Annotated in this window: 14 protein-coding genes; 13 read left to right on the top strand and 1 reads right to left on the bottom strand. The window is 60.4% G+C overall.

Going from position 1 to position 12,830, the window contains the following annotated elements; genetic code table 11:
* Window positions 1-59: 59 nt before the first annotated feature.
* The 13 genes from QQF40_RS07360 to QQF40_RS07300 all read left to right on the top strand — a co-directional run bounded on the left by QQF40_RS07360 (window position 60) and on the right by QQF40_RS07300 (window position 11,959).
* Window positions 60-284, top strand: coding sequence for an FmdB family zinc ribbon protein (locus QQF40_RS07360; protein ID WP_043333602.1), 225 nt, complete (start codon window positions 60-62; stop codon window positions 282-284).
* 147 nt (window positions 285-431) lie between these two features.
* The gene (gene aspS, locus QQF40_RS07355; RefSeq protein WP_285460865.1) at window positions 432-2,219 is read left to right on the top strand and encodes an aspartate--tRNA ligase; all 1,788 of its coding nucleotides are present in this window, start codon (window positions 432-434) and stop codon (window positions 2,217-2,219) included.
* A gap of 280 nt (window positions 2,220-2,499) precedes the next feature.
* On the top strand, window positions 2,500-3,078 hold the full coding sequence (gene ruvC / locus QQF40_RS07350) for a crossover junction endodeoxyribonuclease RuvC (protein WP_043333606.1): 579 nt from the start codon (window positions 2,500-2,502) through the stop codon (window positions 3,076-3,078).
* 312 nt (window positions 3,079-3,390) lie between these two features.
* A complete protein-coding gene (gene ruvA / locus QQF40_RS07345; protein ID WP_043333607.1) occupies window positions 3,391-4,005 on the top strand; it encodes a Holliday junction branch migration protein RuvA in 615 nt (204 codons plus the stop codon).
* Between the two features lie 239 nt (window positions 4,006-4,244).
* Window positions 4,245-5,288 (top strand): Holliday junction branch migration DNA helicase RuvB, encoded by a 1,044-nt coding sequence (ruvB, locus tag QQF40_RS07340; protein WP_175088749.1) that lies wholly within the window; start codon window positions 4,245-4,247, stop codon window positions 5,286-5,288.
* Complete coding sequence (gene ybgC / locus QQF40_RS07335; protein WP_176677072.1) at window positions 5,285-5,719, top strand: tol-pal system-associated acyl-CoA thioesterase; 435 nt, start codon at window positions 5,285-5,287, stop codon at window positions 5,717-5,719. The genes ruvB and ybgC overlap by 4 nt, the downstream gene beginning before the upstream one ends.
* A gap of 134 nt (window positions 5,720-5,853) precedes the next feature.
* A complete protein-coding gene (gene tolQ, locus QQF40_RS07330; RefSeq protein WP_175088751.1) occupies window positions 5,854-6,531 on the top strand; it encodes a protein TolQ in 678 nt (225 codons plus the stop codon).
* A 14-nt stretch (window positions 6,532-6,545) separates the two neighbouring features.
* A complete protein-coding gene (gene tolR, locus QQF40_RS07325; RefSeq protein WP_285460864.1) occupies window positions 6,546-6,992 on the top strand; it encodes a protein TolR in 447 nt (148 codons plus the stop codon).
* A 3-nt stretch (window positions 6,993-6,995) separates the two neighbouring features.
* Entirely contained in the window at window positions 6,996-8,195 is a 1,200-nt protein-coding gene (gene tolA, locus QQF40_RS07320) for a cell envelope integrity protein TolA (RefSeq protein WP_285460863.1), read from the top strand.
* Window positions 8,192-9,484: a Tol-Pal system beta propeller repeat protein TolB gene (tolB, locus tag QQF40_RS07315; RefSeq protein WP_175088754.1), complete on the top strand. Its 1,293-nt coding sequence runs from the start codon at window positions 8,192-8,194 to the stop codon at window positions 9,482-9,484. The genes tolA and tolB overlap by 4 nt, the downstream gene beginning before the upstream one ends.
* 70 nt (window positions 9,485-9,554) lie before the next feature.
* Window positions 9,555-10,064 (top strand): peptidoglycan-associated lipoprotein Pal, encoded by a 510-nt coding sequence (gene pal / locus QQF40_RS07310; protein WP_285460862.1) that lies wholly within the window; start codon window positions 9,555-9,557, stop codon window positions 10,062-10,064.
* 138 nt (window positions 10,065-10,202) lie between these two features.
* Window positions 10,203-10,988 (top strand): tol-pal system protein YbgF, encoded by a 786-nt coding sequence (gene ybgF / locus QQF40_RS07305; protein WP_285460861.1) that lies wholly within the window; start codon window positions 10,203-10,205, stop codon window positions 10,986-10,988.
* A 206-nt stretch (window positions 10,989-11,194) separates the two neighbouring features.
* Entirely contained in the window at window positions 11,195-11,959 is a 765-nt protein-coding gene (locus QQF40_RS07300; protein WP_175088757.1) for a YciK family oxidoreductase, read from the top strand.
* A 188-nt stretch (window positions 11,960-12,147) separates the two neighbouring features.
* Here the strand turns inward: QQF40_RS07300 and QQF40_RS07295 are convergent, their stop codons facing one another.
* Window positions 12,148-12,828, bottom strand: coding sequence for an HAD-IA family hydrolase (locus QQF40_RS07295; RefSeq protein WP_285460910.1), 681 nt, complete (start codon window positions 12,826-12,828; stop codon window positions 12,148-12,150).
* Between the last annotated feature and the right edge of the window lie 2 nt (window positions 12,829-12,830).

The following is a 12,830-nucleotide window of genomic DNA, read 5'->3' as shown; positions in this document are numbered from 1 at the left end:
TTGTCATGGTTCACGGTGCTCAGACAGCCCCGTGACCAGTTTCGTCAGGAAAGAAAACCATGCCGATCTATGAATACCACTGCAAGGCCTGTGGCCATCGGATGGACAAGTTGCAGAAGATCAGCGCTGCGCCGCTGACGGAGTGCCCGGAATGCAAGACGGACCAGCTCGAGAAGCTGGTCTCCGCCGCCGGGTTCCGTCTGGCAGGCAGTGGCTGGTACGAGACGGATTTCAAGTCCGGCAGCAAGAAGAATCTGGCCGGTGGTAGCGACAGCACCGCCTGATATAGCTGGGATAGTGCGTCAGGCATCAGCGTGATGAGGGTCAGGGGCGCCCGGCGGGTACCCTTGACCCTCATCGCCAACGGCAGGCCCTCTGAGACAGATGCGCATCAGCGCGTCGATCATGAATTTGAGCAACAAGGAATCAACATGCGCAGCCACTATTGCGGCAAACTGAACGAGACCCTGATCGATCAGGATGTCACTCTGTGCGGGTGGGTGCACCGCCGTCGCGACCACGGTGGCGTCATCTTCCTCGACATGCGCGACCGTGATGGCATCGCCCAGATCGTCGTCGATCCGGACACTGTCGATGCCTTCGCCACTGCCGACAAGGCGCGCAGCGAGTTCGTGCTGCGTATCAAGGGCCGTATCCGTCTGCGCCCGGAAGGCACCCAGAACCCGAACATGCCGACAGGCATGATCGAAGTGCTGGCCAAGGACGTCGAAGTGCTCAACACTGCACAGACGCCGCCGTTCCAGCTCGACGACCACAACAAGGTCGGTGAGGAAGTTCGCCTCAAGTATCGTTATGTCGACCTGCGTCGTCCCGACATGATCGAGAAGCTGCGTCTGCGCTCGCGCATCACTCACAGCGTGCGCGCCCAGCTTGAAGCCCTGGGCTTCCTCGACATCGAAACCCCGATCCTGACACGTGCCACGCCGGAAGGCGCACGTGATTATCTGGTGCCGAGCCGCACCTACGCCGGCAGCTTCTTCGCACTGCCGCAGTCTCCGCAGCTGTTCAAGCAGCTGCTGATGGTCGCCGGTGTCGATCGTTACTACCAGATCGCCAAATGCTTCCGTGATGAAGACCTGCGCGCTGACCGTCAGCCGGAGTTCACCCAGATCGACCTCGAAGCCAGCTTCGTCGACGAGCAGGACATCATGGGCATGACCGAGACCATGATCCGTGGTCTCTACAAGGAAGTGCTCGATGTCGAGCTGGGCGACTTCCCGACCATGCCGTATTCCGAGGCCATCAGCCGCTTCGGTTCCGACAAGCCGGACCTGCGCATTCCGCTGGAACTGGTCGATGTCGATGACCTGATGAGCGGCGTGGACTTCAAGGTCTTCTCCGGCCCGGCCAAGGACGACAAGGGCCGCGTCGCCGCGCTGCGTGTGCCGGGCGGTGCCAGCCTGTCACGCAAGGAAATCGACGCTTACACCAAGTTCGTCGGCATCTACGGTGCCAAGGGCCTGGCGTGGATCAAGGTCAACGAACGTGCCAAGGGCATCGAGGGTCTGCAGTCGCCGATCGTCAAGTTCATGGAAGACGTCGTGGATGAAGTGCTGGACCGCTGTGGCGCCGTCGATGGCGACATCGTGTTCTTCGGTGCTGACAAGGCCAGCATCGTGGCCGAGGCCATCGGTGCGCTGCGCGTCAAGCTGGGTGAAGACCTCAACCTCTACACCCGCGAGTGGGCACCGCTGTGGGTCGTCGACTTCCCGATGTTCGAAGCCGATGCCAACGGCCGCCTGAGCGCGCTGCACCACCCGTTCACCGCGCCGTCCTGCACGCCGGAAGAGCTCAAGGCCAACCCGGAAGCGGCACTGTCTCGCGCCTACGACATGGTCATCAACGGCACCGAGCTGGGTGGCGGCTCCATCCGTATCCACGATCAGGCCATGCAGCGTACTGTGTTCGAAGTGCTGGGCATCGGTGAAGAAGAAGCGGAAGAGAAGTTCGGCTTCCTGCTCGACGCCCTGAAGTTCGGCGCGCCGCCCCATGGTGGTCTGGCCTTCGGTCTCGACCGTCTGGTGATGCTGATGACCGGTGCCAAGACCATTCGTGAAGTGATTGCCTTCCCGAAAACCCAGAGCGCCGGCTGCATGATGACCGACGCCCCGGGCGTGGTCAGCGGTGAGCAGCTAAAGGAGCTGAACATCCGTCTGCGTCAGAAGGTCAAGCTCGAAGACGAAAGCGGCCAGGCCTGATTCAGCGGCGCATGACCGAGAGAGTGACTGGTGGGGCCGTCTGGACTGATTCGATCAGGCCCGGGCGGTCCCGCGGTGGCAGGTTTGCCCCTGTGGCCTGATAGACTAGGGGGCGAGCAAGCCCGACAAGGCGGTGCGAGACTGTTTGCTGGCGTTCACGTCAGGCAATGACAGTGTCGCACCGCCTTTTTTGTGGCATGGTGGCTGGTTATATACACAGTAAGAGCGATGGCGTGATGACGACAGCGAAGACGCAAGGTGTGAGAGACGAGGCAGCGGCATGATCATTCTTGGCATCGACCCGGGCTCACGTCTGACCGGGTATGGAGTATTGGATGTCTCTGCGGCTCAGCCTCGCTATGTGGACAGTGGCTGCATCCGCATGTCACAGGTCAGCCTGGATCAGCGCCTGGCGCAGATCTATGCCGGTATCAGCGAGGTGATCGCCCTGCATCGCCCCGCGGAATTCGCCATCGAGCAGGTCTTCATGTCCAAGAACGCCGATTCGGCGCTCAAGTTGGGACAGGCGCGCGGAGCTGCCATCGTGTGTGCAGCCAACCACGGCTTGCCGGTATTCGAGTACGGGCCGCGGCAGATCAAGCAGGCCGTGACCGGTACCGGTGCCGCGGAGAAGTCTCAGGTGCAGCATATGGTCACGCATACGCTCAAGCTTTCCGCCACGCCACAGGCCGATGCCGCCGATGCGCTGGCCATCGCCTTGACGCATTGTTTCGCGCGTCGACGACTGACGCCCGGCAATGACCAGCTGGAAGCCTTGGGGCTGGGGAATACCAGTCGACGCAAGGGAACCCGCGTGCGACGTAGCAGCAGCTGGCGAGACTTCGAGCCTGACGCCTGACATGCCGCTGAGCGACAAATGCGGTATTGTGCTCAATTAATAGCGATTTTTCAGTCACTTGTAGAGCGTCTGCCGAGCCTGGCAGCAGCCGATTGCGTGATGCGCCAAGCCGCGCGGCATCAGGCTTCGGGTCCTCACCCAAGGTATGACTGTCAGAAAGATGCGACAAATTCGTCGTGACACTGGGACATGCCGCCTGCGCTTCATCTTTGGTAGGCTTGCCCGCATTGTAACAATCCGTGCAGAGAATCGGGCCTGTCAGCAGCAGGATCCTGACGAACACGTTCTCTGCCGAGCAAGGACAGCCGCAACATGATTGGACGCCTGACCGGGACATTGCTGGAAAAACAACCGCCGCAGCTGGTGCTTGACGTACAGGGTGTCGGTTATGAACTGGAAGCTTCGATGAACACCCTGTTGGGCTTGCCGGCCGTGGGCGAACATTGCCAGCTTTACACCCACCTGGTGGTGCGCGAAGACGCGCAGTTGCTGTATGGCTTCGGCAAGGAGCCCGAGCGTCGTCTGTTCCGTGAATTGATCAAGATCTCTGGTGTCGGCCCACGACTGGCGCTGGCGATTCTGTCGGGAATGGAGCAGTCCGATTTCATCCGCTGTGTTCATGACGAAGATAGCCGAGCGCTGACACGCCTGCCGGGCGTCGGCAAGAAGACGGCGGATCGCTTGATCATCGAGATGCGCGATCGCCTCAAGCATTGGACGCTGCCGGCGGATGATGGTCTGGATGAAATGGCGCGTGCCTCCCAGCCACAACCGCCGGTCACGCATCCTCTGGCGGACGCCGAAGCCGCGCTGGTATCACTGGGCTACAAGCCTGTCGAGGCGGCCAAGATGCTCTCCGGACTCGAGACCGGCGCCTCTACGGAAGCGCTCATCAAGGCGGCGTTGGCGCGCAAGATGGCCAGCTGAGCCCCTGCCAGAGCAGCAAACATGCGCCCTATAGTTTCCGTGAAGGAAATGGCGCATCGTGATTGGATTTATTGACTAGGGGTTGGCAGGTTACTGGGGTAGAAAGTGCGCGCTTGAACGCAGATGCGCTAGATCGTTGCATAGCCTTGGCAAACCTTGTCACCTGCCACTGACGCACGTTTATGGCCATGACCCGCGTCATGTGCGTGACCTGCGTCATCAGGAGTTGAGCAAGCATCATGATGGAGTCGGACCGACTGATCTCCGCGGCGACGCATGATCCGGAAGAGCGGATCGATCGCGCCAACCGGCCGCGCACGCTGAGTGACTACATCGGACAGCCCATCGTCCGCGAGCAGATGGAAATCTTCATCAGTGCCGCGCGAGGGCGAGGCGATAGTCTGGATCACACTCTGGTCTTCGGCCCGCCCGGCCTCGGCAAGACGACACTGGCACATATCATCGCCAGCGAGATGAGTGTCGATATCAAGTCGACCTCGGGGCCGGTGCTGGAGCGGGCAGGGGACCTGGCAGCGATGCTGACCAACCTGCAGGAAGGCGATGTCCTGTTCATCGACGAGATTCACCGCCTGTCACCGGCCGTCGAGGAAGTGCTCTACCCGGCGATGGAAGATTACCAGCTCGATATCATGATCGGTGAAGGCCCTGCAGCCCGCTCGATCAAGCTTGAGCTGCCACGGTTCACCCTGGTGGGCGCGACGACGCGGGCGGGGCTGCTGACGGCGCCGCTGCGCGATCGCTTCGGTATCGTCCAGCGCCTCGAGTTCTACGATATCGAGTCACTCACCGACATCGTGGCCCGCAGCGCCAGGCTTTCCGGCATGGAAGTCGAGATGGACGGGGCGCTGGAGATTGCACGACGTTCCCGCGGCACGCCGCGTATCGCCAATCGCCTGCTGCGCCGGGTGCGTGACTTCGCCGAAGTGCGCTCGGATGGTCGCTTGACGCTGGAAGTGGCTGACAAGGCGCTCAACATGCTCAATGTCGATAGCCACGGTCTGGATCACATGGACCGTCGACTGCTGTTGGCGATGATCGAGAAGTTCGATGGCGGGCCGGTCGGAGTCGACTCACTGGCGGCGGCCATCGGGGAAGAGCGCGATACCATCGAGGATGTTCTGGAGCCCTACCTGATTCAGCAGGGCTTCATGATGCGCACGGCGCGTGGGCGTCTGGTCACACGCTCGGCCTATCTGCACTTCGGGATTACCCCACGTGAAGAACAGGCGCGCCTGGGACAGGAAGGAAATGACGCGTCATGACATCTGAAGACGCAGGAAATACGTTGAAGGGTGAAGCTGCATGTTTTCACCACACTGTGCGTGTCTACATCGAGGATACTGATGCCGGCGGCATCGTCTACTACGTGAATTATCTGCGCTTCATGGAGCGCGCGCGCAGTGAATGGTTGCGAGCGAAGGGCTTCACGCAGCAAGCCTTGCTTGAAAAGGGCATTCAGTTGGTAGTACACAGTGTAACAAATCGTTATCTTCGTCCTGCGCATCTGGATGACCTGCTGACCGTGACGGCAACGGCAGGCGCCTTGCGCGGTGCACGCCTGACGTTCACCCAGAAGGCACTGCGCGGTGAGCAGATATTGAGCGAAGCGGAAGTCGTGATCGCTTGCGTCGATGCCACGACCTTGCGCCCCAGACGCTGGCCCGGGGAATTGCTTGCGGCTCTTGAGGTCTGAGACCACAAGGCGCGATGAGGCCGCTGCCAGCCGGGTGCCGAGATACCAGGCTGATGAACAGATTATTTATCGTGTCACTGAATGACGGTGGCACAGACTGAACCAAGTAAAGAGGGATTTCCGTGGAAGATTCGATGTCGATCATTTCGCTGTTCGTGAACGCCAGTCTGGTCGTTCAGGCAGTCATGTTGCTGTTGCTGGCAGCTTCCATTGCATCCTGGGTGGTGATCTTTCAGCGCGGGATGGCATTGTCCCGTGCCAAGCAGGCTTACGCGGCTTTTGAAAAGCGCTTCTGGTCCGGGGTCGACCTCAATCACCTCTATCGCGAGTTGCCTGCGGATGAAGAGTCCACCCCGGGTGCCTCCGGCGTCTTCCGTGCCGGCTTCCGCGAGTACAGCCGACTCAAGCCCAAGTCCAGCAATGCCGATGCGGTGATGGATGGCGTGCAACGCAGCATGCGCGTCACGCTGTCACGTGAGGAAGAGCGCTTGAATATTCACCTGCCGTTTCTGGCCACGGTCAGCTCCGTCAGCCCCTATGTCGGCCTGTTCGGCACCGTGTGGGGCATCATGGGCTCCTTCCAGGCGCTGGGTACGGCTCAGCAGGCGACCCTGACCACCGTCGCCCCCTGGATTGCCGAAGCACTGGTCGCGACTGCCATGGGCCTGTTCGCGGCCATCCCGGCCGTCATCTTCTACAACCGTCTGGCCAGCCGTGCTGATCAGTTATTGGGTCGCTATGAAGACTTCGCCGAAGAACTTCACTCCATTCTGCATCGTAATCTGCACGGTCGTGGCAGCAACGACGCTTGAAGGGGAGCGAGTCAATGAAAGGACCGTATAGCAGAGGCCACAAGCGCAAGCTGTCCTCCGAGATCAATGTGGTGCCCTTCATCGACGTCATGTTGGTGTTGCTGGTCATCTTCATGATCACCGCGCCGATGATGACGCAGGGGGTTCAGGTCGAATTGCCCAAGGTCACCTCCAAGCCGATCGACAACCCCGATGATGTGACACCATTGATCGTCTCGCTGGACGACAGCGGCAATTACTACATCGACCTGGGGTCGGATGAAGACAAGCGCACGCCGGTGGCGCTGAACGAACTGGGCAGCAAGGTCGCGTCCATCGTGGCCGAGAAGCCCAAGACGCCCGTGCTGGTCAAGGGCGCCAGGACAGCGCCCTACGGCGATGTCATGGGGCTGATGAGCACGCTGCAGGGCGCCGGTGTCCCCAATGTCGGGCTGATTTCAGAACCACCGACCGAGGGCTGATGGATGAGTCAGCCAGAGATAGAACAGCGGGTCGGGTTGGGATTGCCTGTGGTGCTGGCCGTTGGCCTGCACCTGGGCATCCTGATTCTGACTCTGGTGAGCTGGCCGGAATCCGAACCGGAGAAGACCAACACCACCATCGTCAACGCGACACTGGTCAGTACCGAGACCACGACCAATCAGGCCCAGCAGGCGAAGTCCAGCAAGGCGCGTGATGCTGCCGAAGAGTCCGATCAGCGCCAGAGCGCCAAGGAAGAGGCGGCCAGAGAGGCAGAGCTTGCAGCGGAGCAGCAACGCAGTGCCGCCGAGGAAAAGGCGGCTGCCCAGAAGGCGCAACAGCAAAAGGCGGCTGAACAGGCCAAGGCAGCAAAGCAGTTGAAGGCTGAGCAGGCGGCGGCCGCCAAGGCCAAGGCAGAAGCGACCAGACGTGCAGAGGAAGCCAAGGCGATTGCCCTCGATCGCAAGAAAGCCGAAGCGGAAAAGCAGGCCAAGGCCGAGGCCTTGAAGAAGGCGGAAGCCGAGAAGGCTGCCAAGGCCAAGGCGGAAGCCGAAAAGGCCGCCAAGGAAAAAGCCGCAGAAGAAGCGCGCAAGAAAGCCGAAGCGGAGAAGGCCGCCAAGGCCAAGGCAGACGCTGAAGCCAAGAAGGCGGAAGCTGAAAAGGCCGCCAAGGCCAAGGAAGCAGCGGAAAAGGCCGAGAAGGAAAAGGCAGCCAAGGCAGCAGCGGACAAGGCCGCCAGGGAGAAAGCAGCCAAGGCCAAGGCGGCGGAAGAAGCGCGCAAGAAGGCGGCCGCTGAGGCCGAACGCCAGAAGGCACTTGCCGAGAAAGCGGCGCAGGCCTCTGCCGGCTCGCTGGATAGCCTGATAGACAGTGAAAGTGACGCCATCAGTGGTGCCAAACAGGCCGCTCAGGCAGCCAATGGCTTCGAGAACCTGCTCAAGAAGTATGTCGGACAGAATTGGAATCGGCCCTCGGGCTCCGTTCCCGGTATGACGGTTACGCTGAGAGTGTCATTGTTGCCGACAGGCGAATTGGTATCGGCTGCGGTCAGCAAGAGCAGTGGTAACGCCGCCTTCGATCGCTCCGCAGTTCAGGCGATCCAGAAAGCAGCGCCGTTTACCGAGATGCAGGACCTGCCGGCTGGTGCCAAGAGCCAGTTCCGAAACTTCAACCTGTACTTCAATCCAGAGGACCTGGGCCGATGAGACGATTGACCGCATGGATGATGGCAGCCGCCTTGCTGGCAGTGACCAGCCTGGCAAGAGCTGACCTGACCATCGAGATCACCAAGGGCAATGACAGCGCCACACCTATCGCTGTCGTGCCGTTCGAGAATCTGACCGGGGGAAGTCTGCCGCAGGACCTCGCACGCATCATCTCCGATGACCTGGCGCGCAGTGGCCAGTTCGACCCGATCAAGCGCGACAATCTGATCGCATTGCCTGGCACGACGCAGGACGTCTTCGTCAATGACTGGAAGCGCCTGGGGGCCAGTTACCTCGTAGTGGGGCAGGTAAAGACGGCCAGCAATGGCGGTTATAGCATCCAGTATGAGCTGATGGACGTGCTGGGCAACAAGCGCATGCTTGGCGAAGTCATCACCGGAAGCAATGGTGAGCTGCGCGCGCGTGGCCATTATATGAGCGATGAAATATTTGAGGAAATTACTGGAATTCGCGGTGCTTTCTCGACAAAAATCGCATACATTACCGCCAAAGGTGTTGGCGACAATATTCGCTTTGCCCTGTACGTGGCGGACTCAGATGGCCACAATAGTCAGGAGGTTCTGGCGTCCGATGAACCGATCATGTCACCGGCATGGTCGCCGGATGGCAAGAAGCTGGCCTATGTCAGTTTTGAAGCCGAACGTCCCGCTATCTATGTGCAGGAATTGGGTAGTGGTCGTCGTGCAAAACTGACAGGTTTCCGAGGCATCAATGGTGCCCCAGCCTGGTCGCCGGATGGTCGTAAACTGGCAATGGCATTGTCAAAGGACGGACAGCCGGAAATCTATGTGATGGATATTGCCAGTCGACAGTTTCAGCGTCTGACCAACAATCCTGCGATCGATACCGAGCCGGATTGGTTGCCGGATGGCAGCGGTATGGTGTTCACCTCTGATCGTGCAGGCTCCCCTCAGATCTATCGTCTTGATCTGTCCGGCGGCACGGAACGTGTGACATATACCGGCAATTACAACTCCCGCGGGCGCATCTCACCCGATGGCGAGAACCTGTTCATGATCAACCGCGCAGGCAACGGTTATCAGGTTGCCAAGCAAGATCTGAAGAGCGGTCGGGTTACCTCCCTGACCGATACTCAGTGGGATGAATCACCAAGTGTTGCGCCGAATGGCACTATGGTGATATATGCCACTCAGCAAGGAACCCGCGGGGTCCTGGGCCAGGTGTCGGCAGACGGAAGGGCACAATTCTCCCTGCCGTCAGCACAAGGCGACGTGCGTGAACCTGCGTGGTCGCCGTTCCTGAACTAAACCACTAGAATGCAACTGAGTCACCAAGAAAGGCTTGGCATTCGTACCCATTAGAGCAAGGAGTTTCACAATGCAGTTCACCCCGTATGCAAAAGGTCTGTTGGTTGCCCTGTCCCTGAGCGTCATGGCAGGTTGTTCCAGCAGCGGCGGCGCTCAGGACGGCGACATGGATTCAGCCAACAGCGGTGCGAACACTGCCGGCATGAACACTGGTGCCAACAGCAACGCCAGCCAGATGAGCAACGCCACCATGCCTGACGTGCGTACCATCTACTTCGCCTTCAACAAGGACACCATCCGTCCTGAGTTCGAAAGCGTCCTTATGGGTCACGCTCAGTACCTGAAAGCCAACACCAGCGCCAATGTCGTTCTGGAAGGCCACGCTGATGAGCGCGGTACTCGTGAATACAACCTGGGTCTGGGCGAGCGTCGTGCCAAGTCTGTCGCACGCTTCCTGACTGTCCAGGGCGTGTCTCCGTCACAGATCGAGATCGTCTCCTACGGTGAAGAGCGTCCGGCAGTCCAGGGCCACGGCGAGTCTTCCTACGCCAAGAACCGTCGTGTGGTCTTCGACTACTAAGCACGGTTCACCTCCGCTCCTCCCCAAGTAGGCGCGGAGACGATAGAAACTCGTGTTGAGCTGGCCCGGGCTAGAGGCATGTCCTTGAACCCCGGGCTTGCTTGCGCGATACCATGATGATTCGGCGGAGCCGACAGCATGAAACACAGCCTGAAAGGGTTGTTCGGTGCGGGAGCCTTGTTGCTCCCGTTGTCCGTTTTGGCCGCACCGACGGTCGAGGACCTCACTGGGCAATCAAACTCGCTCTATCAGCAGGCCAATACTCGTTTGAGTGGCGGCGGCACCCTGACCCTTCTCAACCAACTCGACGAACAGGCACAGGAAATTGCCCGGCTTCGCGGCCGGATCGATGAGCTGGAATATCAGTTCAAGCGCCTGACCGAGATGTCGCAGCAACGCTACCTGGATCTGGAACAGCGGGTTTCTGGCGGCGCTTCCGCCGGGGAGAACGGTCAGGTTGTCGATTCACAGGCAGCAACGGCAGTCACTGGCGGCGCAAGTGCCGGCGGTGCAGCCAGCACCAATGGCGCCAGCAATGCCGACAGCGGTGCAGCGGCCCAGAAGGATTACGAGAATGCCTTCGCCAAGGTTCAGTCTCGCGACTTCGATGGTGCCATTGTCGCCTTTGAAGCCTTCGTGGTGGACCACGGGGATTCCAATCTCGCAGCCAATGCCCATTACTGGCTGGGCGAGCTGTATTCGGCCAAGAATCAGCTGGATGCTTCCGCCCAGGCCTTCGAGACCGTGATCAGCGAATTCTCGCAATCCAGCAAGGTGCCGGATGCGATGTACAAGCTGGGGCTGGTCAAGGCGCGTCAAGGCAAGGCGCAGGAAAGTCGCTCCTTGCTCCAGAAGCTGGTCCAGCAGTATCCGGACAGCAAGGCTGGCACCATGGCCAAGGACTTCCTGTCCTCCGGCACCTGAGTGCCCGTGGCCATTGGCCACCTGTATTCCCCAAAGCCCGCGCTTGGTATTCTACCAGGTGCGGGCTTTGCGTTATGTGGCGCTCGGCAGATCATGCCATCGGCAGGCGACCCGAGCGCGACCCATGTGGCCAAGCAAGTATTGCCGGTGAAGAGGTAGTGACTCTTATCGGCCGTTGACGACAGATCTCAGACAGGGATATCACCATGGCAGAGTGCAAGATCGACTATCAGGCCCCGGACGACATGCTGAAAGGGCGAATCATTCTGGTGACCGGGGCGGGGTCCGGCATTGGGCGTGAAGCGGCAGTCGAATATGCGCGACATGGGGCGACGGTGATATTGCTGGGCAGAACCATTGCCAAGCTGGAAGAAGTCTATGACGAGATCGAGGCCTTGGGAGCACCACAGCCGGCCATCTATCCGCTCAACTTTGAAGGGGCTTCGCTCAAGGATTATCAGCAGATGGCTGATACCCTGCACAGCGAGTTCGGTCGTCTGGATGGTCTGCTGCACAACGCCAGCCTGCTGGGCAAGATCACTCCGTTCGAGCAGTATGATCCGGCGCTGTGGGAGCAGGTCATGCAGGTCAATATCAATGGGCCCATCTGGATGGTCCAGGCGTTGCTGCCATTGCTCAAGGCCTCGAAGGATGCCTCCGTCGTGCTGACAAGCTCCAGTGTCGGGCGCAAGGGGCGTGCCTTCTGGGGCGCCTACAGTGTCTCCAAGTTCGCCACGGAAGGCTTCTCACAGATGCTGGCTCAGGAACTGGAGAATACCAGTCAGGTGCGGGTCAATACGCTCAATCCCGGTGGCACGCGGACTCCGATGCGCAAGTCGGCGTTTCCGGCCGAAGATCCCGATACCCTGCGCACGCCCGCCGACATCATGCCGACCTATCTGTGGTTGATGGGGCCGGACAGTCGTGGTCGTACCGGCGAGATGTTCGACGCCCAACCGCCTAAAACCTGAGCCCCGCTCGATTATCAACGCCTCATCGGGTGAAGAGTGACGCCGCCAGGCGTGTCATTCGACGTACCCTACAACAAGAACGCCGACGGCATTGGCCGTCGGCGTTCTTGTGTCTGGCTGCTTGTGTCTATCTCTGGGCCATCCTCTTGCAAGAAATGGGCCGTGCGAGCTGTATCCGTGTCGCTCGGTCAGCGCAGACCTGCTGCCCGAAGCGCGGCATTGATGACTTCTTCCGAGGTGTCAAACCACACATCGGCAGGCCAGGCGTCCACATCGTCACCCTCACGGACATACCCGTAGCGCACCGCGACCGCCAGCATGCCCGCCGCGCGAGCCGCCTGCATGTCACGGTCATGATCCCCCAGGTACCAGCATTCGCAAGCATCGACGCCGAGGCAGCGCGCCGCCTCCCACAGAGGCTCTGGATGCGGCTTCTTGACCGGCAGGTCATCGGCACACAGCAGGCAGCCGGGCGCAAGCTCGAGCGCGGCGATCAGCGGCTCGGCGAACTGACGGGGCTTGTTGGTCACGATGCCCCACGGCAGGCCTGCGCGCTGACAGATCTCGATCAGGGCGTCATAGCCCGGGAACAGCACACTGTGCGCCGCGACATCGCGAGCATAGAACTCCAGCAGGCGAGTGCGCTCGCTGGCATGCTCGGGGTGATCGAGCTCATGGCCCAGGGCCAAGGTCACCAGAGCGCTGCCACCATGCGAGACTTCGGCGCGAATCACATCATAGTCCAGCGCCGGCAGGGTGTGATGCTGACGCAGCTCATTGGTGGCGCGCGCCAGGTCTGGCGCGGTGTCCACCAGGGTGCCATCGAGATCGAAGATCAAGGCGGCGGGGCGAGGAAGCGCGGCCGGCAGGC

It is taken from the genome of Cobetia sp. LC6, from assembly GCF_030264805.1.
In the GTDB taxonomy this organism is placed as follows: Bacteria; Pseudomonadota; Gammaproteobacteria; order Pseudomonadales; family Halomonadaceae; genus Cobetia.
The sequence above is the reverse complement of the archived record's forward strand: the minus strand, read 5'-3'. Positions and strand labels throughout refer to the sequence as shown.